Consider the following 23,277-nt stretch of genomic DNA (forward strand, 5'->3'; position numbering starts at 1 on the left):
CTAGCCAAGCTAGCGCACGCTTGGTTGACCGACAAGACCCGCCCGGGCCGGTCACTCCCCCTGGAACGACTCCCGCGCCGCATCCCCGATCGACGCCCCCGCCTCCGGACCGGACGCCTCCTCGGACATCTCCTCGGGCGGCTCGCCCGGAGCCTCAGAAAGCGACGAGCCGGATGAACTGGACGAGCCGGACGGGTTGGGCGCGTCGGTGGCGCGCGTCCCGACGTCGGGCACGCTGGTGCCCCGCGTGCTGAGGCCGGATGTGGGAGTGGAGGAGGATGTCAGGCCGGGCGTGGAGGCGGGCGGGCGGCTCGCGGACGGGGAGGCGCTCGCGGAGGCGCTGGTGGTCGGGACCGGGCAGGCGGGACCGTTCACCGCCACCTCGCTCACCTGCGGCCCGTTCCCCGCAGCCGGCTCCGTCATGACCAGAATGCCCAGGTACGCCCGCCCGCCGCACGCGACCTCGCCGGGATCGTGCCGGACCGTGCTGGTGTAGGCGGTGCTGCCGCGCAGCGTGCGGGTCTCCTGCCGGACGGTCCTGGCCGCCTCCCCGTCCCCGTCGCGCCGCGTGTACGAGATCCGCAGCCGCACCGTCCCCGTCCCGGCCGCCGCGACCGAGATCGAGCCCGTCGTACCGCTCCAGTTGAGGATGGTCGCGGCGCGCACCGTGGCGGCCGACCCCGAGCCGCCGGTCCCCGGGTCGCGGCGCGGCGGCGCGGGCGGGGACGTGACACCGGTGGGAAGTGGGGGAGCGGAGGCGGTGCGCGTTCGGGCCGGGGTGGCCGCGGACGAGGTGGCTGCGGACGAGGTGGGGACGGGCGGGGTGGGGGCGCGGCTCCGGGTGAGGGCAGGGGTGGCGGGGGCGGCCTCGGTCCTGGCCTTGGGCGGTGGCATGAGGATCGTCCCGGGCCCAGCGGGCAGCCCGCTGCCGGACAGCATGATCGCGATCACCGTCGTCATCACGGCCGCGCCCGCCACCCACAGCTGGGGTGGCAGCCTGGGCAGGCTCAGCAGCCGGTCGCGCAGGCCGGTCGCGGCGGGGGCGGTGCGGTCGGTCCTGGCCAGCGGGAAACGCAGCGCGAGCAGTGTGGCCAGTTCCGCCAGATGCCGCCGCCCGCGCTTCTCCCAGTCGGGGCCGTAGTTCGCGACCGCGTCCTGTTCGAGCTCCGCCGCGAACTGCCTGGCCGAGGCGTACCTGACCGCAGGGTCCTTGGCCAGCCCCCGCCTGAGCAGGTCGCGCAGCGCGTCCGGCACCACCTCCAGCGGCACCGGCTCCACCAGGTGCTTGTCCCGCAGCGCCGGGACGTCCTGCGCCCCCTCCTCCCCTTCCTTGAACGCCCGGTACGGCGGCCGCCCCCTGACCGCCTCGAACAGCACGCACGCCGCCGCGTACACGTCGGCCGGCGGCCCCGCCCGTTCCTGCGTCCACAGCTCGGGCGCCATGTAAGCGGGAGTCCCCGCCGGCACGCCCGGCTCCTCGGCGTGCACCACGACGCCGAAGTCGCTCAGCTTGCTGGTGCCGTCGGCCTGGACCAGGACGTTGTCCGGGCTGACGTCCCGGTGGGGCACGCCCTTCTCGTGCGCGGCGGCCAGGGCCAGCAGCGTGCTCTTGAGCACGGCCAGCGCCGCCTCGGGCCCGGTCCTGCCGTGCTCGGCCAGCAGCGTGCGCAGGGAGACGCCGTCCACCAGTTCCATGACCACGGCCGCCCTGGTGGGGGTCTCGACGTATTCGTACAGGCGCACCACGTTGGGGTCGTCGATCTCGACGAGCTGGTGGGTGTCCGACCGGAAGCGGTCCATGAACTCGGCGTCCCTGCGCAGGGTGGCGTTCAGGTACTTGATCGCCACGTACGCGCCCGTGGCCTGGTAGGTGGCGAGGAACACGCGGCCGGTGCGGCCGGAGCCGAGCTGGCGTACTTCACGGTAACCAGGAACCAAGTCCTACCCCCATAGGCAGCCGTCATCGATTCGACGGTCTCACCCGGGGTGCGGGTTGTCACGACCGGAGATATTTCGCCCCGTGTGGATGGGAGATGACGCTGTGTGCCGGTGTTATGCTTCCCAAGCAAGCGCTCGGCTAAGAACAGGTGGAGGTCGCCGGTGGGGCGCGTGGCGGTGCTGGTGATGGAGATGCAACGAGGCGTCGTCGGCGATCTGACGAAATTTCCGGATCTGGTGGCGGCGTGCGCGCGGCGCGACGTGATCGCCAACACGGCCCTCGTCCTCCGGGCGGCCAGGCGGGCCGAGATCCCGGTGATCCACTGCACGGCCGCCTTCCGGCCCGACCGGGCCGGCTCCCACAGCGACAACTGCCCGTTCATCGTCGCTCTCCTGAAGGACCCCGAGCACATGCTGGAGGGCACGGGCGCCGTCGAGGTCCTGCCCGAGCTGCGCGCGGACGACGACCTGGAGAGCCGCCGGCACCACGGCTTCTCCCCGTTCACCGGCACCTCGCTCGACATGACGCTGCGCTCACTCGGCGTCTCGTCCGTGGTCGCGCTCGGCGTCTCGCTCAACCTGGGCATCCCCGGGCTGGCGCTGGAGGCGGTCAATCTGGGCTATCGGGTCACGGTGGTCACCGACGCGGTCGCGGGCATCCCCGACGACTACGCGCGGGCCGTGCTGAAGCACACGGTCAGCCTGCTCGCCACCCGCACCACCGCCGCCGGCCTGGTGGAGACGTGGCGATGATGGACGGGATGCGCCTGGACGGGCGCACGGCGGTGGTGACCGGGGCGGCGGGCGCGATCGGCGCGGCCATCGCCGCCGACCTGGCCGCGCTCGGGGCGAAGGTCGTCGTGGCGGACGTGGACCTGCCCGGCGCCGCGAAGGTCGCGGCCACCCTCCAGGACGCCGAGGCGCTGCCCGTGGACCTGGCGTCGCCGGTGGCCGTGGCGGAGTTCGCGGGCGCGGTGGGGCGGGCGGACATCCTGGTGCACAACGCCGGGGTGTCGATCGTGCGGCCGTTCGTCGAGAGCGATCCGGCGGACTGGGACCTCATGTGGCAGGTCAACCTGCGCGGGCCGATGCTGCTGACCAAACTGCTGCTGCCCGGCATGCTGGAGCGGGGCTGGGGGCGGCTGGTGTTCATCTCCTCCGACGGGGCCAGGGCCGGCTCGGGCGGGGAAGGCGCGTACGCGGCGACCAAGGCCGGGCTCTTCGGCCTGGCCAAGACGCTGGCTCGCGAGGCCGCCAGGGCGCACGTCACCGCCAACGTGGTCTGCCCGGGCCCGACCGACACCCCCATGCTGCGCAGGGTGTCGGAGGCCGAGCCCGGGCTGGTCGACAAGATCGCCCGGGGCATCCCGCTGCGCCGCCTCGGCGCTCCCGCCGACGTGGCGGGTCTGGTCGCCTACCTCTGTACGGAACGCGCCGCGTACATCACCGGGCAGACCCTGTCGGTGAGCGGCGGCGTGACCATGCACTGAACCGTCATGCGCTCACAGACACGCTCACAGGGAGTCGTAGACCGCCTGCACCAGGCGCAGGGCGCGCAGGTTGCCGGAGACCGCGTCGGACATCTGGTTCATCACGTACCCGATGGCCAGGCCGTGCCCGGGATCGCCCCAGCCGATGGAGCCGCCCATCCCCGAATGCCCGAACGCGGTCGGCGACGGTGTCGGGAACGTGAGCGACGGCCGCATGAAGCCGAGCCCGAACGAGGTGTCGAGCAGCAGCACCCGGTCGGGGCCGTTCACCCGTGGCCGCAGGGCCTCGGTCAGCGTCTCCTGGCGCAGCAGGTCGCCGGAGACCAGCGCGCGGTAGAACCCGGCCAGCCCTCTGGCGGTGGTCACGACTCCGGCCGCGGGCCAGCCGGCGCGCAGGATCACCGGGTGGTTCGCGCCGCCCTTGAGCAGGTGCATGCCGGGGTTGCCGAGCGCCCGGTTCATCAGACTGTGCGGGTCGAGCGCCGCCCGCGCCATCCGCGCCAGCACGTCGTCAGCCCGCCCGCCGGCCGGAGCCTCCGTGGCGCCGGTGTCCGTGCTGCCAGATCCCGGGTCAGACGGGGCTCCTGTGGTGCCTGGCCGCCCGCCCGCCGGGGTTCCCGCAGCGCCGGCCCGTTCGCCTGCCGGGGTCTCCGTGACCTCGGGGCGGGCGCGTTCGCCGGCCTTGAGCCGCGCCGTGCGGGCGATCACCGCGTCCGGCGCGCCCACCCACAGCTCCAGCCCCAGCGGGCCGGCGATCTCGGCGGCCACCAGCTCGCCCACCGACTTGCCCGTCACCCGCCTGATCACCTCGCCCACCAGGAACCCGTACGTCAGCGCGTGATACCCGTGCGCCGAGCCCGGCTCCCACAGGGGCTCCTGGCCGGCCAGCCGGGCCGCGATGGCCGGCTGGTCCTCGAACTCCTCGACCGGCACCGGCTCCGCCACCACCGGCAGCCCGGCCTGGTGGCTGAGCAGGTGCTCGACGGTGACCGTCTCCTTGCCGCCCGCCGCGAACTCCGGCCAGTACTCCGCGACCGGCGCCTTGACGTCCACCAGCCCCCGCTCCACCAGCCGCAGCAGGACGGCGGCGGTGATCGCCTTGGTGCAGGAGTAGGCGAAGGCAGGGGTGTCGCGCTCCCAGGCCCGGCCGGTGTGCCGGTCGGCCACGCCGTCCCACAGGTCCACGACAGGTTCGCCGTCCAGGTAGACGGCGAAGGCCGCCCCCAGTTCCTCGCCGACGGCGAAGTTTCGTTCGAAGACCTCGCGTACGCGGGAGAACCGAGGATCGCAGTGCATCAGACCTCCGCCAGGAAGGAAGTGCTCACTTGGCTGCCGAGCCTAACAACTGGGGACGATTCGGCCCAGACGATCAGCGGGGGACCCTCAACCTCCTCACCCCCGCCGTCGTCCTCGACGCCCTGCGCAGCGCCACCACCGGCGAGGTGCTGAGCCTGGCCATGCCGATCAGGGGCGCCACCTCCTCGCCGGCCCCGCAGACCGTCCCGCACCTGCCGGGCCGCCCGCTGCCGCAACACTTCATGTCCGTGGACGGCGGCGACTACGCGGCCGGGGCCCGGCCGATCGGGGCGGGCCTGCGGGTGGCCGACGACGCCCTGGTCGTCACCGGGCACGGCACGACGACCCACATGGACGCGCTGTGCCACATGTGGTCGGGCGACGAGCTCTACAACGGCCACCCGGCGGCCAGGGTCCGCTCCTACGGCGCCACCCGGTGCGGCATCGAGCACGTGGGCGGGGTGGTGGCCAGGGGAGTGCTGTACGACCTGCCCGGCAGGCTCGGCCTCGACCACCTGCCGGCGGACTACCGCGTCGAGGCGGGCCTGCTGGAGGAGATCGCCACGCCGGCGCCGGGGGACGTGGCGGTCGTCCGTACCGGATGGCCGGTGGTGTGGCAGCGCTCGCGCGAGGAGTACTGGTCGGGCCAGCCCGGCCTGTCGGCCGAGGCGGGCCGCTGGCTGGCGGCGCACGACGTGGCGGCGGTCGCCTCCGACAACGCCGCCATCGGCGGGCTGAACGCGCGCGGCATGGCCGACGAGCCGATCGAGGACGACCTGCACCTGATCCTGCTGCACCGGCACGGCATCCACCTGATCGAGATGCTCTGGCTGGAGGAGCTGGCGGCGGCGGGGCGCGGCACGTTCGTGTTCGTGGCGGCGCCGCTGCGGATCGAGGGCGGCACGGGCAGCCCGCTCACCCCGCTGGCCATCCTCTGATCGCCTGCGGAAGTGGACGTGCGGGGCCCCGCCCCCGGAGAATGTGGATCATGAGCGACCGACCGGGCCTGCGCGAACGCAAGAAGGCCAAGACCAGGGCGTTGATCCAGAAGGAGGCGCTGCGGCTCTTCCGCGAGCAGGGATACTCCGCCACGACGGTCGAGCAGATCGCGGACGCGGCGGAGGTGGCGCCCAGCACCGTCTTCCGCTATTTCGCGACCAAAGAGGACCTGGTGATGGTCGACCAGTTCCCGCCGCTCATGGAGGCGCTCGACGCGGTGCCGCCTGACGCCGGTCCCGTCGCGGCCGTACGGATGGCGATGGCGGCGGTGATCGAGGCGCAGACGCCGGAGGAGCGCGCCGACAGCCTGGAACGGGAGCGGCTGATGTTCTCGGTGCCCGAGCTGTGGGCGTCGAGCATGGAGAACGTCACCGGCGTGATCACCACGCTGCGGGAACGGCTGGCGGCCCGCGAAGGGCGCGAACCGGACGATCCAGAGCTGCGCAACGTCACCGGGGCGATCATCGGGGTGATGCTCGCCCTCTGGTTCGAGTGGGTGAAGGACCCGGAGATGGACGCGCCCGCCCAGCTCGACCGGGCACTGCGGCACCTGGAGGCCGGGCTGCCGCTGCCCCGGGGCTGATCCCCGGGGCCGCCGCTGCTCCGGGGCTGATCAGGCGCTGCCCGGGTAGCCACCGCCGCCGTGCGCCGCGTCCAGGGCGTCGTAGTCGGGGGTGAAGCCGCGTTTGGGGATGGCGTCCACGAACACCACGTGCTTGGGCTTCTTGTACGACGCCAGCAGCGTGCGTACGTGCTCGATCAGATCGTCGGCGGTAACCTCCTCGGCCTCGGGCCGCAGGGCGACGACGGCCTTGACCGCCTGCTGCCAGTCGGGGTCGGGGACGCCGATGACGGCGGCGTCCGCGACGGCCGGGTGCGTCTTGAGCGCCCGTTCCACTTCGGCCGGGTAGACGTTCTCGGCGCCCGACTTGATCATGCGCAGCTTGGGGCCGATGAAGGTGAGGGTGCCGTCGGACTCGCGGCGGCCGAGGTCGCCGGTGTGATGCCAGCCGTACGCCGTCTTTTCCGCATTTAAGTCGGGCCGGGCGAAATATCCGGAAAAGAGGGTCTTGCCGCGGGCGCAGATCTCCCCGACCTCACCCGCCGGAACCTCCGTGCCGTCCGGAGCCAGCAACCGCACCTGCACCAGCGGCGACGGCCGCCCCGCGAACCCGGCCCCGCCCTCCGCCAGCCCGAGGAAGGTGAGCATGCCGCCCACCTCGGTCTGCCCGTACCCGCCCATCTTGGAGCGGCACCACGGCGAGTCGTCCACGGTGATCATGTCGTCCCACTCGGCGGAGTGGGAGACGAAGCGCAGCGAGGACAGGTCGTACTTGCCGCCCGCGTTCGCCTTGGCCACCGCGTCGATCATCGGCCCGAACAGGAACGCCTGCGTCACCCGCTCGGCGTCGATCAGCCGGCAGACCTCCTCGGGGTCGAAGGCGGGGGTGAAGACGTTCGTGCCGCCGATCTGGAACGTGGCCAGGCAGAACATCATGGTGCCGACGTGGAAGAGCGGGCCGTCGCTGAGGAAGGTGAAGCCGGGCTCCATCTGCCGTACGACGAGCAGGGACGTGGCGTGCGCGACGAGCGCGGCGCTGCTCAGCAGGGCGGCGCTGGGCCGCCCGGCGAAGGCCGCGGTGTAGAGGGCGAGGACGGGTTCGGCGTCGTCCACCTGGGCGAACTCGCGCACCGGCGCCTCCGCGACGGCCCGCTCGTACTCCTCGCCGGCCTGGAGCCACGTCCCCGCGCCGGCGGCGCGCAGGGCCGTGGTGGCCTCCGACGGCTCGTAGACGACCACGGACGGGGTCAGGTCGTCGAGCACGAAACGCAGCTCGTCCGGCGACTGCCGCCAGTTGGCCGGGCAGAACACGGCGCCCAGCCGCGAGCAGGCCAGCAGCAGCTCCAGCACGGCGTGCGAGTTCTGCCCCAGCCACACCACCCGGTCCCCGGTGGCGACGCCGGAGCCGGACAGCGCCGCCGCCAGCCTGGTCACCCGCAGGTCCAGCTCGGCGTAGGTGTGGCGGGCCTCGCCGTCCACCGTGGCGGTCACGCCGGGGCGGCTGCGGGCGTGGTCGGCGAGTACGTCGGACAGCGACAGGCTGTGGATCATCATCGGTCTCCAAAGGCCGGCATGACTTCGGTCGCGAAGAAGCGCATGACCCGCTTCATGTCCTCCAGCGGCATCGGCCTGGTGCTGCCGAAGTCGCACAGCAGGTTGCCGAACCCGGCGTCCCTGAGCAGCGAGATCTGCTCGATCACCCGGGCCGGGTCGCCGATCACCTCCAGTTGCTCCCACCGGAACTCGGTCGAGACCGAGCCGCCCTTGAGGTAGCGGTCCTGGTAGTACTCGAAGCCCTGCGCCGCGCGGCCGGTCTTCGGGTCGATGGGGGCGCTGCGCTCGTTGAAGATGCGCGAGCGGTCGAACGACGCCTCGAACCGCTCCTGGTCGGCGCGGGCCTGTTCGAGGGTGGGGGCGACGTACACGCTGCGGGCCACCACGAGATCGGCCCGCTCCTGGTGCCCCGCCCGCGCGGCCGTCTCCCGCCAGGTCTCGGCCGCCTTGACGACCTTCCTGAACGGCGCCGCCGGATCGGCCAGGATGGGCAGGCCGCGCTCGGCGTACATGGTGACCGTTTCCGGCGAGACGGACGCGACGTGCAGCGGCGGATGCGGGCTCTGCAGCGGCCTGGGCACCAGCGACACCTCGGTCCCGGTCTTGTAGAACTTGCCCTCGTGCTGGTACGAGTCCTGCGTCCAGAGCCCGACGATCACCTCCAGCGCCTCGTTGAACCGGTCGCGCGCCTCGGCCAGGTCGATGCCGAACCCCTCGAACTCGAAGCTCTGGTACCCCCGCCCGATCCCCAGGTCCAGCCGCCCCCCGGACAGCACGTCCACCAGCGCCGCCTCCTCCGCGACGTGGACGGGATCGTGCAGCGGCAGCACCACGATGCCGGTGCCGAGCCGCAGGTCGGTGGTGCGGGCGGCGGCGTGCGCGAGCATGGTGAACAGGTTGGGGACGACGCCGTAGTCGCGGAAGTGGTGCTCGGCCAGCCGTACCCCGTCGAACCCCAGCTCTTCGGCCAGCTCGATGAGCTCCAGGTGGTAGTCGTAGACGTCCTTGAAGCTCTGTCCGTCGAAGCGGTGGAAGAGGTGGAAGGTCGAGAACTTCATGCGGCGGCCTCTCGCTAAACCAAGCGCTCGCTTGGGAGCGTACCACGCGAGAGGTCCGGCGGCATGGGCCCGGCGCGCGACGCGGACCCCTCGCCGGGGCCGGGCGGCTCTTGCCGGGTGGTTGCTACCAGGTGGCTCTTACCGGGCGCGGGCAGCGATGGCCCGTGCGCACTCCATGGCCTCGGTGCGGGTGGTGTCCACCTCCAGGTCGTAGTGCACGCCCTCGTGCACCACCTCCGCCTGCTGGGCGGCCATCCCGCGGACCCGGTCGCCGCGGGCGACCTCGCGGCCCTCCGCCACCGCGACGTCGCACCGGACGCCGACCCACAGCACCTCCAGCCCGGTGAGGACCTTCTCCCAGCGCTGCTGGGAGGACGGCCCGCCGAGGAAGACGTCGTCGATGACGATCCGGGCGCCCGCGCGGGCCATCGCGGCGACGCCCTCCCGCCAGGCCGCCTCCAGCCGCATGAACTCGGGCCCGACGCTCACCTCGCCGTCAGGGCCGAACTCGATGCCCGCCGCCGAGCCCTCCATGGACGCCGGCATCGACTCGACGAAGGAGTCGACGCCGGCGGCCAGCCACGGCTCCGGCAGGATCGCCTGGAGGCAGCGGGTGATGCCCGACTTACCGGAACTGGAGCCACCGTTGAGCACGATCACCTGAACAGTCACCGCACCACCCTAGAAGCCGGGCCCGTGCCGCAGGCAACCCCTTTTCGCTGCTGAGGGGTGTTATCGGGTGATGATGCCGGTCCAGGTCAGGGTGGCGATCTTCCAGACCTGCCCTGCCTCGCTGCCGAAGTACGGCGACACCCCGGTGTCGTACCGGCCGTCGCCGTCGGTGTCGGAGACGCTGATCGTCACGCCGCTCAGGACGCCGAGACCGGTGTCGGCCGTATAGCGGTTCAGCCACGCCGACCCGATCGACCCTGCACCGGTGAACGGTGACTCCACGCCGACCGGCTGGTCCATGCGCGGGACGCCCACCGACGCCGCGAACGTGGCCCCCGCCGACCGTTCGAGCGTCGCACCCGAGTACGGACGGCTGCCGTCGGGATGGGCCCCGGCGGGGAAGCCGAGCACGTCGACCGGCGGCCCGACCGGCTGGTTGAACGCGAAACCCTGCCCGCCGGCGACATCCACCAGCCGGCCGACGTTCGTGAACGTGCCGGGCGCGGGCGAGACGACGCCCTGGTAGACGTTGACGAAGGCGTAGTCACGGTCGTAGTCGCGAACGTCGTCGAAGGCGTAGGGGGCGGTGCCCATCTTGCCCACGTACAGACCGAAGGGCGCCGTCCCGGCGGCGACCTGGCCGGGGACGAACACCCACTTGCCGAGCGCGCCCATCGGCGCCTCGACGTCGAACACGCAGTGCCCTGCGGTCGCGACGACGTTGCGATACCGCCCCTGCACGGCCGTGCCGGTGCACCAGTGGGGCTGGTTGTCGTCGCCGATGAAGTACACCTTGCCCGAAGGCGTGGGCCGGGTCCCGTCGGGAGCCGCGGCCCCGCCTGGGGCCACCGGGGCGGCGACCCCCGGCTTCCCGTCGGGGACGATCTCCGCGGTCGAGCGCTCCGCGGTCATCTCCGTGTGCACGGTGTACGGGGTGGCGGCCCGCAGGTTGGCGCCGTCGTCGGCCAGCCAGAACTCCGCGACCTCCCGCGCCACCGCGGAGCTGTCGGCCAGCTTCACCGTCGCCACCTCCACGGCCGCCTGCGCCGGCAGCGTGACAAGGATGCTACTCAGTGTGACCATGCCTAACGCGATCAGTGCACGCCTCAAAGTCGGATCTCCCGTCGGGTTCATGGGACGCGTCCGCGCCCCGGGGGCCTCAGGTCAGGGCCCCGGCGGACGGCAAGATCGTAACCCGGGCGGGCTTCATGATCTATAGTTTTTTAGATCACATGTTCGACTCAAGTCAGAGCCGAGAGCAGCCCCATGGTCAGCGCCGTACGTTCCGGGATGTGCTCCACCAGCACATGCTCGTGCCGCGCGTGCGCCCCGTCGCCCACGGCGCCCATGCCGTCGAGCACCGGGCGCCCGAGCGCCGAGACGAAGTTCCCGTCGCTGGCCCCGCCGACCGCGACCTCGTCCACCAGCCGGCCGAACCCGGCCGCCACCTCCTGGGCCTCCTTGAACAGCCGCTGCGAGGCGGGGTTGGGGGTCATCGGCGGGCGGTTCCACTCGCCGGTGGCCGAGATGGTGACGCGGGGGTCGGAGGCCCGCAGGTCGGCGAAGAGGTCGTCGATGCGGCCCATCTCCGCCGGATCGGTCACCCGGACGTCCACGCCGCACGTCGCCTGCCCGGCCGCGACGTTGCGGCCGGTGCCGCCGCCGATCAGGCCGACGTTGACGGTGGTGCCGCGCTCGCGGGAGCCGGCCCCGGCCAGGGTGGTGACGATCTCGGCCAGCGCGTGGATCGCGCTCGCTCCCGCGTACGGGTCCAGCCCGGCGTGCGCCTCGATCCCGGTGACGCTCACGCTGAACAACCCCACGCCCTTGCGCGCCGTCTTGAGCGCGCCGTCCATGGACGCCTCGAACACCAGCGTGGCCAGGGCGTCCTCGCTGGCCGCCTCGATGTGCTCGCGCGAGGACGGGCTGCCGATCTCCTCGTCGCCGTTGAACAGGAACCGCACGCTCGGATGCGGCAGCCCCAGCTCGCGCAGGCCGCGCAGTGCCCAGACGGACTGCACGAGCCCGGTCTTCATGTCGAAGACGCCAGGACCGGTCGCCTTGCCGTCCACGACCGCGAACGGCCAGCCGCTCAGCGTGCCGGTCGGCCAGACGGTGTCGTAGTGGCTGAGCATGAGCACCGTCCCAGGAGCGGTGCCCTGGTAGGTCAGCTCCAGGATGTCGCCGTGCCGGCCGCCCTCGTGCAGGATCTCGTCGTCCGGGGTGCCGAGGTGACCGACCGCCCTGGCGCGGATCTCCCGCAGCCCCTTGACCAGCATGGCCTTGTCGTAGCTGTGGGTCTCCAGCTCGACCACGGCCCTGAGGTCGTCGAGCATGGCCGGCAGGGCCTGCCGGGTCCAGTCGATGATCAGCACGAGAATCCTTTCGCGGGGGTCAGGAGGGAACGGGCGCTCCAGGGCCGAGCGGGACGCCGAGCCACCAGAACACGAAGAACAGCAGCGTCCAGACGACGAGCAGGGTGAACGCCAGCGGGATCGTCATCGAGGCCAGCGTGCCGATCCCGGCCGAGCGGCGGTAACGCTGCAGGAAGCCGAGCGCCATCACGAAGTACGGGCTCATCGGCGTGATCGCGTTGGTGCACGAGTCGGCGATGCGGTAGAGGGCCTGGGTGTACTCGGGCGGGATGTCGAGCAGCATCAGCATCGGCACGAACACCGGCCCGACCAGCGCCCACTGGGCCGAGCCGCTGGTCACCACCAGGTTGATCAGGGTGACCACGAGCAGGATGCCGAGGAAGACGACCGGCCCGCTCACCCCGGCCGTACGCAGCAGGCCGGCCCCGTTGACGGCGATGATCTCGCCGATGCCGGTCCACTTGAAGTACGCGAGGAACTGCGAGATCGCGAAGAACAGCACCAGGATGGGCGCCATCTCGCGCAGCCCGTGGGCCATGAAGCCCGGGATGTCCCTGCTGCCGGTGACGGTGCCCGCGGCCCGGCCGTAGGCCCAGCCGACGGCCAGGAAGGCCAGGCCGAGGAAGACGGCGATCGAGGTGAGCAGCGGCGACTGCACGATGCTGCCGCCCTCGCCGCGCAGCGGTGAGCCGGCCGGCAGGACGGCCGCCACGGTCGCGGCCAGGAACAGCACGAGCGTGATCAGCGCGTTGCGCAGCCCCTTGCGTTCCCGGGGGCTGAGCGTCAGCGAGCCGAGGTCGTCCTCCTCCGCGTCGGGATCGACCGGCAGCGACTCGACCCGGCGGGCCAGGATGCGCTCGGTCACCACCGTGATGGCTCCGGCCAGCAGCAGCGACGAGGCGATGGAGAAGTAGTAGTTGGCCAGCGGCGTCACCAGGTAGGCCGGATCGACGGTGTGGGCGGCGGCCGTGGTCAGCCCGGACAGGATCGCGTCCACCGGCGTGACGAGCGGGCTCGCGTCGTAGCCCGCCGAGATCGACACGAACGCCACCACGATGCCCAGGATCGGGCTGCGGCCCACGGCGCGGAAGGCGAGCGCGCCGAGCGGGATGAGCACCACGTAAGCGGCGTCGGTGGCCACGTGGGCGACCATCCCGGTGAACGCCAGCGCGAACGTCACCCACTTCGGCGACACCTTCGACACCCCGCCGCGCAGCACCGCCGCCAGCAGCCCCGACCGCTCGGCCACCGCGACGCCGAGCATGACGACGAGGATCGTGCCGAGCGGCGGGAACGAGGTGTAGTTCTCGATCGCGTCGCCGACCATCATCCGCACGCCCTCGGCGGACAGCAGGTTGCGAGCCGCGACGGTCTTGCCCGACGCCGGGTTGACGGCCGAGACCCCGGCCGCCGCCAGCCCCCAGCTCACCAGGGCGAGCAGCGCGCTCAGGATGACGAAGAGCCAGAACGGGTGGGGCAACCGGTTGCCCAGGCGTTCGATGCCGCCCAGCACCTTGAGGAGCGAACTCAGGCCACGCGAACCCGCGACCGCCTCCGACGTGCCCACCGGCCCGCCTCCTTCCCGCATTTCGGTCACCCATTACATGCGGTCAGTAAGCGTTCTGACAAGTCGGAGTCGAGAATCAGTCAGTGTTGGCGGCCTCCCGCAGCGGCAGTCGTACCTCGAACCAGGTGTCACCCGGCACCGAGCGGACCTTGATCTCACCGCCGTGCCGACCGGCCACGATGCGGTAGGAGATGTCGAGGCCGAGCCCCGTGCCCTCGCCCACGGTCTTGGTGGTGAAGAACGGCTCGAAGATCCGGTCCTTGATCGCCTCCTCGACGCCGTGACCGGTGTCGCCGATCTCGACGATCGCCTCGTCCTCGTCGTGGGCGGTGCGGATGGTGAGCGTGCCCTCCTCGCCCATCGCGTCGAGGGCGTTGTGGATGAGGTTGGTCCAGACCTGGTTGAGCTCGCCCGCGTAGCAGGGGAGCTCGGGCAGCGTGCGGTCGTAGTCGGTGACCACGCTGATGCCGGGCGGGATCTTGCCGCGGAAGATCGCGATGGTGCTGTCGAGCAGCTCGTGCACGTCCACCTGCTGGAACGGCGCCCGGTCCATCTGGGAGTACTGCTTGGCCGAGCGGATGAGCGTGGTGATGCGCTCGGTCGCCTCGGTCACCTCGTTGAGCATCTGCGAGATCTCGATGGCCTCGGCCAGCCAGTGCAGCGCGGACGGGGTGTGCTCCTCGCCCACCTTGGCGCGGATCTTCTGCAGATAGGCGTTGCTGAAGCCGGCGGTGACGAGCGCCGGGGTCAGCTCCCACGCGTCCTCGACGCCCAGCTCCTCCAGCGCCTCGCCGAGCTCGTCCTCGGCGTCGGAGATCTCCATCGGCGAGCGCTGCGGCTGGTTGCCCAGGTTGCTCGTGCACGCCTCCTGCGCCTCGATCAGCGCGCGCAGCTTGTCGGGCGCGATGCCGGCCTCGGCCAGCCCGGCCAGTTGCATGCGCGAGTTCTTGATCAGCGTACGCAGCTCGCTCACCGCGCGCACGGCCGCCGCGGCCGGGTTGTTCAGCTCGTGCGTGAGCCCGGCGGTGATCGTGCCGAGCGCGGTCAGCCGCTGCCGCCGGTCGATGATCTCCCGCTGCATCCGCCCGCCGGACATCAGCCCGTCGAGCAGGTGCATCGCCATCGGGAACCACTCGGCCACGATGTAGGCGAACTTCTTGGCCGGCAGCATGAAGATGCGCGACGGCGCGGTGGCGCGCAGCGTGTGCTGGTAGGTCTGCGGCGCCCGGTCGCCCAGGTAGGCCGCGGTGGCGCCGCCGTAGACGCCCGGCTGGGAGGTGCGCGGCATCGCGACGGTCCCGGCGCTGACCGTCTCGCTGATCATCTGGATCTCGCCGCCGAGCAGCACCGCGAAGCACTCGGCCGGCTCGCCCTGCCGCAGCACGTCCTCGTCCTGGGCGTAGGTCTGCACCCGGCCGCTGATCGCGAGCTTGGTGAGCTGGTCGTCGGTCAGCCGTTCGAACAGGAACAGCTTGCGCAGCTCGTCGATGTCGATGTTGGGCACGGTGTTGGGCACGGTGCTGGATCCGGGGCCGGTCTCGGCGCCGCAGGCGTACTCGGTCTCGCTCACTGCTTCTCCAAATAACGGTGCACGAGCGCGACGGCCATCGCGCCTTCTCCGACGGCGGAGGCCACCCGCTTGATCGACTCGGCGCGCACGTCGCCGGCGGCCAGCACTCCTGGCACGTTGGTCTCCAGGTAGTACGGCTCACGACGCAGCGGCCAGTTGCGCGGCCGCCGCCCTCCCTGCACCAGGTCGGGGCCCGTCAGCACGAAGCCGCGCGCGTCGCGCTCGACCGTCTCGCCCAGCCAGGACGTGTACGGCTCGGCCCCGATGAAGACGAACAGCCACTGCGCGTCCACCGTGCGCTGCTCGCCCCTGGTGGACAGCGTCAGCCGCTCCAGGTGGCCGCCGCCGGCGCCGCCGGCGACCTGGGTCTCACAGTGCACCTCGATGTTGGGGATCGCGGCGATCTGCTCGATGAGGTAGTGAGACATGGACTTCTCCAATCCATCACTCCTCACCAACAAATGAACCTTGCTCGCGAATCCCGACAGGTAGACCGCGGCCTGACCCGCCGAGTTGGCCGCTCCCACGATGAACACCTCGGTGTCCTTGCACGCGGGCGCCTCGGTCAGCGCGGCGCCGTAGAAGACGCCCCGGCCGACGAACTCGTCGAGGCCGGGCGCCTCCAGCCGCCGATAGGTCACGCCGGTGGCCAGGATCACCGCGTGCGCCGCGATCTCGCCGCCGTCCTTGAACCCGACCACGCGCGCCTGCCCGCGCGGCTCCAGGCTGATCACCTTGCGCGCGGTCAGCAGCTCGGCCCCGAACTTCTGCGCCTGCCTGCGGGCCCGGTCGGCCAGCTGCTGGCCGGAGACGCCGTCGGGGAAGCCCAGGTAGTTCTCGATCCTGGAGCTCTGGCCTGCCTGCCCGCCCGAGGAGTACGCCTCCACCAGCACGGTGTTGAGCCCCTCCGAGGCTCCGTAAACGGCGGCGCCGAGCCCGGCAGGGCCGCCGCCCACCACGATCAGGTCGTAGAAGTCGGTGGCCGGCGTCGTGGACAGCCCCACCGCCGCGGCCAGCGTGGCCTGGTCGGGCGACTCCAGCGTCTCGCCGTCGGAGGTCACCACCAGCGGCAGGTGACAGCCCTCGCCGGCCGCCTTCACCAGCTGCGCGCCGTCCGGGTCCTCGGCGAGCAGCCACTGGTACGGGACGTGGTTGCGGGCCAGGAAGTCACGCACCTTGTACGACTGCGCCGACCACCGGTCGCCCACCACCCGCAGTTCGGTCCGCTCGACCCGGTCGGTACGCAACCAGGCGTCGAGCTGGCCGTCGATCACCGGATAGAACTTCTCCTCGGGCGGGTCCCAAGGTTTGAGCAAATAATGGTCCAAATCCACCACGTTGATTGCCTGGATCGCCGCGTCGGTGTCGGCATAGGCGGTCAGCAGCACCCGGCGCGCATACGGGTACAGATCCATGGCGGCCTCCAGGAACTGCACCCCGTTCATCTGCGGCATGCGGTAGTCGGCCAGGATCGCCGCCACCTCGTCACCCCGCAGCCGCATCTCCTTCACCGCGTCGATACCGTCTCTGGCCGTTTCCGCGCGGACGATGCGGTATTCCTGCCCGTAGCGGCGTCTCAGATCACGGGCGACCGCCCGCGAGACGCCTGGGTCGTCGTCCACCGTCACGATGACCGGCTTGTCCATCTCCCGTACGCCCTTTCCGTGGTCTCCCTCAGTTGAAGGATGTCATGTACGCCGGTATGGGTGAGCACGCGCTCATATCATGGGCGGATGGGCACACGCGACCGCATCATCGACGCCGCTGAGCAGGCGATTCACGAGTTCGGCATCGCGGGAGCCACCACCCGGCGCGTCGCCGGCCAGGCCGGCTGCTCCGAGGCGCTGCTCTACAAGCACTTCGCCAGCAAAGAGGAGCTCTTCCTGGCCGTGCTGCTGGAACGGATGCCCGCGCTCGGCCCCGCCCTGTCGCGGCTGCGGCTGAGCGTGGGGGAGGGCGACGTGAGCGCCAACCTGACCGCGTTCACGGCGATGGCCCTGGAGTTCTACACCAGGGCGGCGGCCATCGCCGGGGGCGTGCTGGCCGATCCGCCGCTGCTGACCGGGTTCAGGAAGATGCTGGCCGAGGCCGGCTCGGGCCCGCACGTGCCGATCGAGGCGCTGGCCGAGATCCTGCGGGCCGAGCAGCGGGCCGGGCGGATCGACGCGGCCGTCGACGCGGGGGCCGCCGCGTCGATGCTGATGGGGGCCTGCTTCCACCGGGCCAACCTGGCGAACTTCGTGGACCTGCCCGACGACGACCAGACCTGGGCGGCCACGATCGTCGCCACGCTCGTCAGGTAACTCCCTCGCCATCAGGCGATGACGTGGGCTTCGCCGCCGTCCACCAGGAGCGAGACCCCGTTCACGAACGAGGCCCTGTCACTGGCCAGGAACGCCACCACGTCCCCGATCTCCTCAGGCCGCCCGACGCGCCCGACCGGCACCTGCTCGCCGCGCTGACGCAGCGCGTCGTCGTCGCCGGCCAGGGCGCGCAGCCGCTCGGTCTCGATGGGGCCTGGCATCACGTTGTTGACCAGCACGCCGTCGCGGCCCACCTCACGGGCCAGCGTGCGTACGAGGCCGGCCACGGCAGGGCGCAGAGCGTTCGACAGGGCCAGCCCATCGAGCGCCTCGCGGGCCGCCCGCCCGGTGATCGTGACGATCCGCCCCCAGCCGCGCGAACGCATCTCCGGCAGCACCGCGTGCGCCAGCCGTACGGTGCCGAGCAGATTGCGCTGGACGGCCACGTCCCAGCCGTCCATCCCCACCTCGTCGAAGCGCCCTGCGGGCGGCCCGCCCGCGTTGGCGACGAGGATGTCGATCGGGCCGAGCACCTCGCGCGTCTCCTCCACCACCCGCCTGGCGGCGGCCGGATCCTCCACGTCGGCCAGCACGGCGTGCACGACCTTGCCGAACTCCTGCAGCTCCACGACCGCGTCGGCGAGCTTCTCCGGGTCACGGGCGCTGACACAGACGTCGCAGCCCTCACGCGCGAGGCTCTTGGCCGCGGCGAGTCCGAGACCCGCGCTGCCACCGGTGACGAGGGCGACCTTGCCCGAGATGCCGAGATCCATAGGGGCGACTATAGATCGTGTGCGCCGCGGATCCGGGCCAGGCACACGTGTGCCCGCTTGTCGGCCCACGGGTGGAAATGCCGCGGTAACCGTGATGAGCTTGGCAAGTGGCGAGAAATCTGATCCTGTCAGGAGGCCTGTTCCACGACTTCGCCGCCACCTCGGCCGCGCTGGCCGACGTGCTGGCAGAGGTGGGGATCGAGTCGGAGATCACCGAGGACATCGCGGGCGCGCTGAGCGAGCCGTCCGAGGTCCAGCTCATCACGGTCAACGCGTTGCGCTGGCAGATGGACCAGGACCGCTTCGCCGACCTGCGCGACGAGTGGCGCTTCGCCTTACCCGCGCAGGCGCGCACGACCCTGCTCGACCACCTCGACCGGGGTGGCGGGCTGCTGTGCATGCACTCGGCGTCGATCTGCTTCGACGACTGGCAGGGCTGGCCGCGCGTGCTGGGCGGCTCATGGACGTGGCCGAAGTCGCACCATCCGCCGCTGGGCTGGACGGGCGTGCGCGTGCACGGCACGCATCCGGTGGTGGAGGGGCTGCGCGACTTCGACGTGGTGGACGAGGTCTACAGCGACCTCGACGTGCTGCCCGACGTCGAGCCGCTGGCCTCGGCCAGCGGCCAGCCGCTGGTCTGGGCCCGGCCGGTGCGCAGGGGCCGGGTGTTCTACGACGCGCTGGGGCACGACACGAGGTCGTACGACAACGAGATCCACCGGACGATGTTGCAGCGGGCCGCGATGTGGCTGCTGAAGCGGCCGGTGACGATCATGGACTAGCCGACCAGCCACGCCACCGGCTCACCTCGACGAGGATGACGGGCCCCTCGGGGCGGCGCTCGCGGTACTGGGCGTACTTGGCCGCCAGCGCGTCGAGCGCCCGCTCCCTGGGCTCGCCGTCCGCCATGATCGAGGCGCGGCCGTCGGCGCGCACCCACCACAGGCGCGTCCAGTCGTCCTCGTAGTGGTCGGCGAGCAGGCTGACGGCGGGGTTCGCGGCGATGTCGCGCAGCCGCGCGAGGTTCGTGGTCGTCTTCGGCTTGTGGTCGACGGCCGTGACCACGTGCTCGCCCATCAGCGCGAACGTGACGGGCACCACGCGCGGGGTCCCGTCGCGGGCGATCCTGGCCAGGCGGGCCACCGGCTGCGCGCCGAACCTGGCCCGCCAGGCCGCCGGGTCCGGCTCGGTCATGATCTCACTGTACGTGTCCGGAACGTGCAAGACCGGGCGGCGGCGATCTGGGCACGATGACGGCATGAATGTGAACCTTGCCGCGATCCCCGGCTTCATGGCCGGGCACGCACGTGTCCTCGACCGCCGCCGCTACGACCTGTTCATGGGGGAGGGCAGCGCGCAGGGCGTCCTCGCGGCGCTGGACGGCTACCGCAACCCGGACGGCGGCTACGGCTGGGGCCTGGAGCCCGACCTGCGCACCCCCGAGAGCCAGCCCGGCGCCGCCCTGCACGCCTTCGAGGCGTTCGCCGAGGTCGCCCCGGTCACCTCGCCGCACGCCGCGGCGCTGTGCGACTGGCTGGAGGAGATGACGCTTCCTGACGGCGGGCTGCCGTTCGCGCTGCCGGTCAGGGTGCCGACCGCCACCGCGACCTGGTGGGCGAGCGCCGACCCCGGAACCTCCTCGCTGCAGATCACCGCGGTGTCGGCGGCTGCCGCGCACCGCGTCGCGGCCCACGACCCCGCCGTGGCCGCGCACCCGTGGCTGGAGAAGGCCACCCGCTACTGCCTCGACACGATCCAGGACCTGGAGGGCATGCCGCACGCGTACGTGCTCTCGTTCGCCCTGCACTTCCTCGACTCCGTCTACGACACCCAGCCCCGCGCGGCCGACCTGCTCAAGCGGCTCGGCGCCTTCATCCCCGAGGACGGCAGGGTGCCGGTCGAGGGCGGCACCGAGCACGAGTCCCTGCGGCCCCTGGACTTCGCGCCTCTTCCCGGCCGGCCCGTCCGCGAGTTGTTCGAGCCCGACGTGATCGCGGCCGATCTGGTCCGGCTGGCGGGGGAGCAGGAGGACGACGGCGGGTGGACGGTGGACTACGCACGGTTCTCGCCGGCCGGGTCGCTCGAATGGCGCGGGGCCGTCACGGTCGGCGCGGTACGGATCCTGCGCGCCAACGGCCTGCTCTGAACGGACCGGGCAGCCGGCCTCAAGCGGGTCAGGCGAGTCAGGCGGCTCAGGCGGGTTCGGCGGGGCTCAGTGTCAGGTCGGCGGGCTTCAGCGGGTCATGCGGCGGGCCGACTCCGACTCCTGGGCCATGCGGCGCAGCGCGTCGAAGGCCCGGCCGTACAGGACCGTGCCGAGCACCAGGGCCTCGACGGCGGCGTCGCGCGGGCCGTCGAACGGGATGGTCTTCATCTCCACCTCGGCGACGAGCTTGCGCGCGGCCTCGGCGTACGGGCCCAGGTCGATCGACACGCCGAGCTGGCGCATCCTGATGATCGTCTGGGCCAGCTCGTCACGGGGAGGCGCCTCGGGGTGGACGTCCCAGTCCAGCTCCTCGACCAGGGCGTCCACCTGGGCGCGGGCGGCCTCCCACTCCTCGCCCGGCTCGGGCTCGACGCCGGGGCTGAGCGCGTAGTGGGCGGTGCCCAGCATCTCGTGGGTGGGCAGCGACTCGTCCTCGACGGACTCGATGACCTTCTTGATCGAGGCCACCGACAGCCGGCCGACCTCCAGCATGGCCCGGATCATGCGCAGCCTGCGCAGGTGCGTCTCGTCGTACTCGGCCCTGGTCGCGGCGGTCTGCTCGCCCTGGTGGAGCATGCCCTCGCGCAGGTAGTACTTGATCGTCGGGATGGCCACGCCGGACTTGGCGCTGAGCTCGGAGATGCGCATCGTTAGATAATACTGCTATCCAGATCGCGCCAGGTGCCGAGCCGCGCTCACCAGCTCCTGCACCTCCGACTGGCGGTTCCAGAGGAAGACCACCTCAAGTGGCGGAACGTCCTCTTTTATAGGGATAAAGACTAGCGTGTCGGGAATTGTGGTGCCTTCGCGTACGCACAGCGCGTAGCCGGCGCCCTCCCGCACCATGGTGATGACCAGGTCGTGGGTGGCCGCCGACGGGCCCAGGCGGGGGTGGAGGCGATGGCGGACGAACCCCTCAAGGAACCTGCGCGCTCCTGCCACCGCGTCGGATTCCGGCATGACGAGCGGCTCGGCGGCCAGGTCGGCCAGCGACACCGCCTCGTGCTTGGCCAGGTGGTGCTCCCTGTGCAGCAGCGCGTGCACGGGGAAGCGGTTGATGAGCATGCGGGCCACGCCCCTGGGCAGCGAGCCGGGCGCGTACCCGAGTCCCGCCTGAAGGGTGCCGTCGGCGATCGAGACGATCTGCTCGGCCGTTCCCATGGGGGCCACCCGAAGGCGGCCGCCGTGCACCTGTGACAGCAGGCGGGCCACCACGTCGGCCAGCCCGTCGGCCACGCCCAGGCGGGCGGTCTCGCCCTTGCTCCTGGCCGCGGCCACGGCGCGCTCGAAGGCGTCCACCGCCACGGTGGCCTGGGCCAGGAACGCCTCGCCTGCCTCGGTGAGCTGCACCCCGCTCGACGACCGGCTGAACAGCTCGACGCCGATCTCCTTCTCCAGCGCCCGCAACTGCTCCGACAGCGTCGGCTGTGCGATGTGCAGCGCGGCGGCGGCCCGGCGCAGGCTGCCCGCGCGCGCGATCGCCATGGCGTACCGGACATAGCGTAGATCCATCGCCCCACCTCGGCCTGATGATGATGGGCTATCGGTAGATCACACCTCCGTATTACAAGAGGCGGTAGGTCCCGTGAAGGTTCCAGTTACCTTCGAATGGTGATATTTCCGGTCAAAATGGTGAAACGTGCTGGTGGGACCGGGTCTGTGGCCTTTGTTGAGGTGCTCCGGAGGCGACCGAGGGCGGGAGAAGTCGTGGTTACGGCCGTCCGGAATCGCGGAATCGAAGGTATTTAGTCAGTTGAACAAGCGCTTGTGCAGGCCGACGCGGGCCGGTTAGCGTGGTGGCAGAACGCCCGTACGGGCCCGGAGGAGGTGGCATGCAGCCGTTCGCGGGCCGGGCGGCCGTGGCCGGGATCGGGATGACGCCCCTGACCAGGAACTCCGGGCGTACCGAGCTGGAGCTGGCGGCCGAGGCGGGCCGGGCGGCCTGCGCCGACGCCGGCCTCGCCCCGCGCGAGGTGGACTGCGTGCTCAGCTACCACATGAACGACTCCGCCCCCGTCGTCCAGGTCGCCAGGGCCCTCGGGATCGAGCGGCTCGGCTGGCACAACGACATCGCCGGCGGCGGCACGCAGGCGGCGTCGATCCTGGGCGACGCGGCCATGCTCATCCACGCGGGGCTGGCCAGGAACGTCCTCGTCTACCGGGCGCTCAACGGGCGCTCGGGCCGGCGCATGAACGCCGTCTCCACCGGCCCGCAGGAGCGCTTCACGTACGGGCTCGCCGGGCCCATCCCGATGTTCGCCCTGGCCGCCACCCGCTACCTGCACGACACCGGGCTCACGGCCGAGCACCTGCACGCCGTCGTCGCCCAGTCCAGGGAGAACGCCGGCACCAACCCCCGCGCGCTGCGCCGCGAGCCGCTGACCCTCTCCGACTACCTGTCCAGGCCGTACGTGTGCACCCCCTTACGCACGGCGGACTGCTGCCAGGAGACCGACGGAGCCTGCGCCCTGCTGGTCAGCGGCGTGCTCGACGGGCCGCGCGTGCGGGCGGTGGTGCGCGGCGGCGGGCCGGGCTGCTCCTCGATGGACCGCGCGCCGGACGTCACCGCCGTCTTCTCCGCGTACGTGGCGCCCATGCTCTGGGAAGCGTCCGGGCTGCGGCCGTCCGACGTGGACACGGCGCTGCTCTACGACGCCTACTCGTGGCTCGTGCCCAGGCAACTGGAGGACTTCGGGCTGGCCGGGCGCGGGGAGCTGGGACCGTACCTGCTGGAGCGCCGGCACGCCTGGGTGAACCCGCACGGCGGGCTGCTCTCGGAGGGTTATGTGCACGGGCTGAACAACGTGGCCCAGGCCGTGCGCGAGCTGCGGGCCGGGCGCGAGGTGGCGCTGGTGACGGGGTTCGGCGGCAGCTACGGAAGCGCGGCCCTGCTCACCAGTTGAGATTTCCTGGG

22 protein-coding genes are annotated in these 23,277 nt (G+C 71.7%); 8 read left to right on the forward strand and 14 right to left on the reverse strand.

Annotated features, from left to right (window positions below; genetic code table 11):
* Positions 1-51: 51 nt before the first annotated feature.
* Positions 52-1,938, reverse strand: coding sequence for a protein kinase (locus AB0C28_RS14135; protein ID WP_358074547.1), 1,887 nt, complete (start codon positions 1,936-1,938; stop codon positions 52-54).
* A 162-nt stretch (positions 1,939-2,100) separates the two neighbouring features.
* On the opposite strand from AB0C28_RS14135, the gene AB0C28_RS14140 reads away from it, so the two are divergent.
* Positions 2,101-2,691 (forward strand): isochorismatase family cysteine hydrolase, encoded by a 591-nt coding sequence (locus tag AB0C28_RS14140; RefSeq protein ID WP_358074550.1) that lies wholly within the window; start codon positions 2,101-2,103, stop codon positions 2,689-2,691.
* Positions 2,691-3,428 (forward strand): SDR family NAD(P)-dependent oxidoreductase, encoded by a 738-nt coding sequence (locus tag AB0C28_RS14145; RefSeq protein ID WP_358075487.1) that lies wholly within the window; start codon positions 2,691-2,693, stop codon positions 3,426-3,428. Before AB0C28_RS14140 ends, AB0C28_RS14145 begins: the two co-directional genes overlap by 1 nt.
* A 24-nt stretch (positions 3,429-3,452) precedes the next feature.
* Here the strand turns inward: AB0C28_RS14145 and AB0C28_RS14150 are convergent, their stop codons facing one another.
* Complete coding sequence (locus AB0C28_RS14150; protein ID WP_358074553.1) at positions 3,453-4,724, reverse strand: serine hydrolase domain-containing protein; 1,272 nt, start codon at positions 4,722-4,724, stop codon at positions 3,453-3,455.
* A gap of 29 nt (positions 4,725-4,753) precedes the next feature.
* Here AB0C28_RS14150 and AB0C28_RS14155 point away from each other — a divergent pair, with 29 nt between their 5' ends.
* Positions 4,754-5,662, forward strand: a complete 909-nt coding sequence (locus AB0C28_RS14155) for a cyclase family protein (RefSeq protein WP_357837843.1) — start codon at positions 4,754-4,756, stop codon at positions 5,660-5,662.
* A 50-nt stretch (positions 5,663-5,712) separates the two neighbouring features.
* Entirely contained in the window at positions 5,713-6,306 is a 594-nt protein-coding gene (locus AB0C28_RS14160) for a TetR family transcriptional regulator (protein ID WP_357837840.1), read from the forward strand.
* 30 nt (positions 6,307-6,336) lie between these two features.
* Here the strand turns inward: AB0C28_RS14160 and AB0C28_RS14165 are convergent, their stop codons facing one another.
* From AB0C28_RS14165 to AB0C28_RS14200, 8 genes are all read right to left on the reverse strand, one after another.
* On the reverse strand, positions 6,337-7,839 hold the full coding sequence (locus AB0C28_RS14165; RefSeq protein WP_357837837.1) for an AMP-binding protein: 1,503 nt from the start codon (positions 7,837-7,839) through the stop codon (positions 6,337-6,339).
* Complete coding sequence (locus AB0C28_RS14170) at positions 7,836-8,897, reverse strand: LLM class flavin-dependent oxidoreductase (RefSeq protein ID WP_358074555.1); 1,062 nt, start codon at positions 8,895-8,897, stop codon at positions 7,836-7,838. Before AB0C28_RS14170 ends, AB0C28_RS14165 begins: the two co-directional genes overlap by 4 nt.
* Positions 8,898-9,035: 138 nt before the next feature.
* Positions 9,036-9,569 (reverse strand): chloramphenicol phosphotransferase CPT, encoded by a 534-nt coding sequence (gene cpt, locus AB0C28_RS14175; protein ID WP_357837831.1) that lies wholly within the window; start codon positions 9,567-9,569, stop codon positions 9,036-9,038.
* Between the two features lie 60 nt (positions 9,570-9,629).
* Positions 9,630-10,652, reverse strand: a complete 1,023-nt coding sequence (locus AB0C28_RS14180) for a hypothetical protein (protein ID WP_358074557.1) — start codon at positions 10,650-10,652, stop codon at positions 9,630-9,632.
* Between the two features lie 158 nt (positions 10,653-10,810).
* A complete protein-coding gene (locus AB0C28_RS14185) occupies positions 10,811-11,944 on the reverse strand; it encodes a M20 family metallopeptidase (RefSeq protein WP_358074559.1) in 1,134 nt (377 codons plus the stop codon).
* 19 nt (positions 11,945-11,963) lie between these two features.
* Positions 11,964-13,511, reverse strand: coding sequence for an AbgT family transporter (locus AB0C28_RS14190; RefSeq protein WP_357837815.1), 1,548 nt, complete (start codon positions 13,509-13,511; stop codon positions 11,964-11,966).
* A 76-nt stretch (positions 13,512-13,587) separates the two neighbouring features.
* Complete coding sequence (locus tag AB0C28_RS14195) at positions 13,588-15,081, reverse strand: ATP-binding protein (RefSeq protein WP_358074561.1); 1,494 nt, start codon at positions 15,079-15,081, stop codon at positions 13,588-13,590.
* Positions 15,078-16,727, reverse strand: coding sequence for an FAD-dependent oxidoreductase (locus AB0C28_RS14200; RefSeq protein WP_357837809.1), 1,650 nt, complete (start codon positions 16,725-16,727; stop codon positions 15,078-15,080). The genes AB0C28_RS14195 and AB0C28_RS14200 overlap by 4 nt, the downstream gene beginning before the upstream one ends.
* 87 nt (positions 16,728-16,814) lie before the next feature.
* On the opposite strand from AB0C28_RS14200, the gene AB0C28_RS14205 reads away from it, so the two are divergent.
* A complete protein-coding gene (locus AB0C28_RS14205; protein ID WP_357837806.1) occupies positions 16,815-17,384 on the forward strand; it encodes a helix-turn-helix domain-containing protein in 570 nt (189 codons plus the stop codon).
* An 11-nt stretch (positions 17,385-17,395) separates the two neighbouring features.
* On the opposite strand, the gene AB0C28_RS14210 is transcribed toward AB0C28_RS14205, so the two are convergent.
* On the reverse strand, positions 17,396-18,157 hold the full coding sequence (locus AB0C28_RS14210; protein ID WP_358074563.1) for an SDR family oxidoreductase: 762 nt from the start codon (positions 18,155-18,157) through the stop codon (positions 17,396-17,398).
* A gap of 107 nt (positions 18,158-18,264) precedes the next feature.
* Between AB0C28_RS14210 and AB0C28_RS14215 the strand changes: the two genes are divergently transcribed.
* Positions 18,265-18,939, forward strand: a complete 675-nt coding sequence (locus AB0C28_RS14215; protein ID WP_358074565.1) for a ThuA domain-containing protein — start codon at positions 18,265-18,267, stop codon at positions 18,937-18,939.
* Here the strand turns inward: AB0C28_RS14215 and AB0C28_RS14220 are convergent.
* Entirely contained in the window at positions 18,929-19,351 is a 423-nt protein-coding gene (locus tag AB0C28_RS14220; protein ID WP_357837799.1) for a TIGR03668 family PPOX class F420-dependent oxidoreductase, read from the reverse strand. The two genes, AB0C28_RS14215 and AB0C28_RS14220, sit on opposite strands and share 11 nt — an antisense overlap.
* Before the next feature lie 64 nt (positions 19,352-19,415).
* Between AB0C28_RS14220 and AB0C28_RS14225 the strand changes: the two genes are divergently transcribed.
* Positions 19,416-20,303, forward strand: a complete 888-nt coding sequence (locus AB0C28_RS14225) for a hypothetical protein (protein ID WP_358074567.1) — start codon at positions 19,416-19,418, stop codon at positions 20,301-20,303.
* A gap of 87 nt (positions 20,304-20,390) precedes the next feature.
* Here AB0C28_RS14225 and AB0C28_RS14230 read toward each other — a convergent pair whose 3' ends face one another.
* Both AB0C28_RS14230 and AB0C28_RS14235 read right to left on the reverse strand, forming a co-directional pair.
* Positions 20,391-21,011, reverse strand: coding sequence for a MerR family transcriptional regulator (locus AB0C28_RS14230; protein ID WP_357837794.1), 621 nt, complete (start codon positions 21,009-21,011; stop codon positions 20,391-20,393).
* A gap of 15 nt (positions 21,012-21,026) precedes the next feature.
* Positions 21,027-21,875 (reverse strand): LysR family transcriptional regulator, encoded by an 849-nt coding sequence (locus tag AB0C28_RS14235; protein WP_357837791.1) that lies wholly within the window; start codon positions 21,873-21,875, stop codon positions 21,027-21,029.
* 320 nt (positions 21,876-22,195) lie between these two features.
* Here AB0C28_RS14235 and AB0C28_RS14240 point away from each other — a divergent pair, with 320 nt between their 5' ends.
* The gene (locus AB0C28_RS14240) at positions 22,196-23,266 is read left to right on the forward strand and encodes an acetyl-CoA acetyltransferase (RefSeq protein WP_357837788.1); all 1,071 of its coding nucleotides are present in this window, start codon (positions 22,196-22,198) and stop codon (positions 23,264-23,266) included.
* Positions 23,267-23,277 lie beyond the last annotated feature (11 nt).

It is taken from the genome of Nonomuraea sp. NPDC048892, from assembly GCF_040649735.1.
Classification (GTDB): Bacteria; Actinomycetota; Actinomycetes; order Streptosporangiales; family Streptosporangiaceae; genus Nonomuraea; species Nonomuraea maheshkhaliensis.

What these genes read in the sequence shown, in the direction of transcription:
- AB0C28_RS14165 (WP_357837837.1), bottom strand. Translation starts at nt 7,839, where the DNA reads ATGATGATCCACAGCCTGTCGCTGTCCGACGTACTCGCCGACCACGCC.
- AB0C28_RS14160 (WP_357837840.1), top strand. Translation starts at nt 5,713, where the DNA reads ATGAGCGACCGACCGGGCCTGCGCGAACGCAAGAAGGCCAAGACCAGG.
- AB0C28_RS14230 (WP_357837794.1), bottom strand. Translation starts at nt 21,011, where the DNA reads ATGCGCATCTCCGAGCTCAGCGCCAAGTCCGGCGTGGCCATCCCGACG.
- AB0C28_RS14240 (WP_357837788.1), top strand. Translation starts at nt 22,196, where the DNA reads ATGCAGCCGTTCGCGGGCCGGGCGGCCGTGGCCGGGATCGGGATGACG.
- AB0C28_RS14150 (WP_358074553.1), bottom strand. Translation starts at nt 4,724, where the DNA reads ATGCACTGCGATCCTCGGTTCTCCCGCGTACGCGAGGTCTTCGAACGA.
- AB0C28_RS14180 (WP_358074557.1), bottom strand. Translation starts at nt 10,652, where the DNA reads ATGGTCACACTGAGTAGCATCCTTGTCACGCTGCCGGCGCAGGCGGCC.
- AB0C28_RS14210 (WP_358074563.1), bottom strand. Translation starts at nt 18,157, where the DNA reads ATGGATCTCGGCATCTCGGGCAAGGTCGCCCTCGTCACCGGTGGCAGC.
- AB0C28_RS14220 (WP_357837799.1), bottom strand. Translation starts at nt 19,351, where the DNA reads ATGACCGAGCCGGACCCGGCGGCCTGGCGGGCCAGGTTCGGCGCGCAG.
- AB0C28_RS14205 (WP_357837806.1), top strand. Translation starts at nt 16,815, where the DNA reads ATGGGCACACGCGACCGCATCATCGACGCCGCTGAGCAGGCGATTCAC.
- AB0C28_RS14145 (WP_358075487.1), top strand. Translation starts at nt 2,691, where the DNA reads ATGGACGGGATGCGCCTGGACGGGCGCACGGCGGTGGTGACCGGGGCG.
- AB0C28_RS14235 (WP_357837791.1), bottom strand. Translation starts at nt 21,875, where the DNA reads ATGGATCTACGCTATGTCCGGTACGCCATGGCGATCGCGCGCGCGGGC.
- AB0C28_RS14225 (WP_358074567.1), top strand. Translation starts at nt 19,416, where the DNA reads ATGAATGTGAACCTTGCCGCGATCCCCGGCTTCATGGCCGGGCACGCA.
- AB0C28_RS14170 (WP_358074555.1), bottom strand. Translation starts at nt 8,897, where the DNA reads ATGAAGTTCTCGACCTTCCACCTCTTCCACCGCTTCGACGGACAGAGC.
- AB0C28_RS14200 (WP_357837809.1), bottom strand. Translation starts at nt 16,727, where the DNA reads ATGGACAAGCCGGTCATCGTGACGGTGGACGACGACCCAGGCGTCTCG.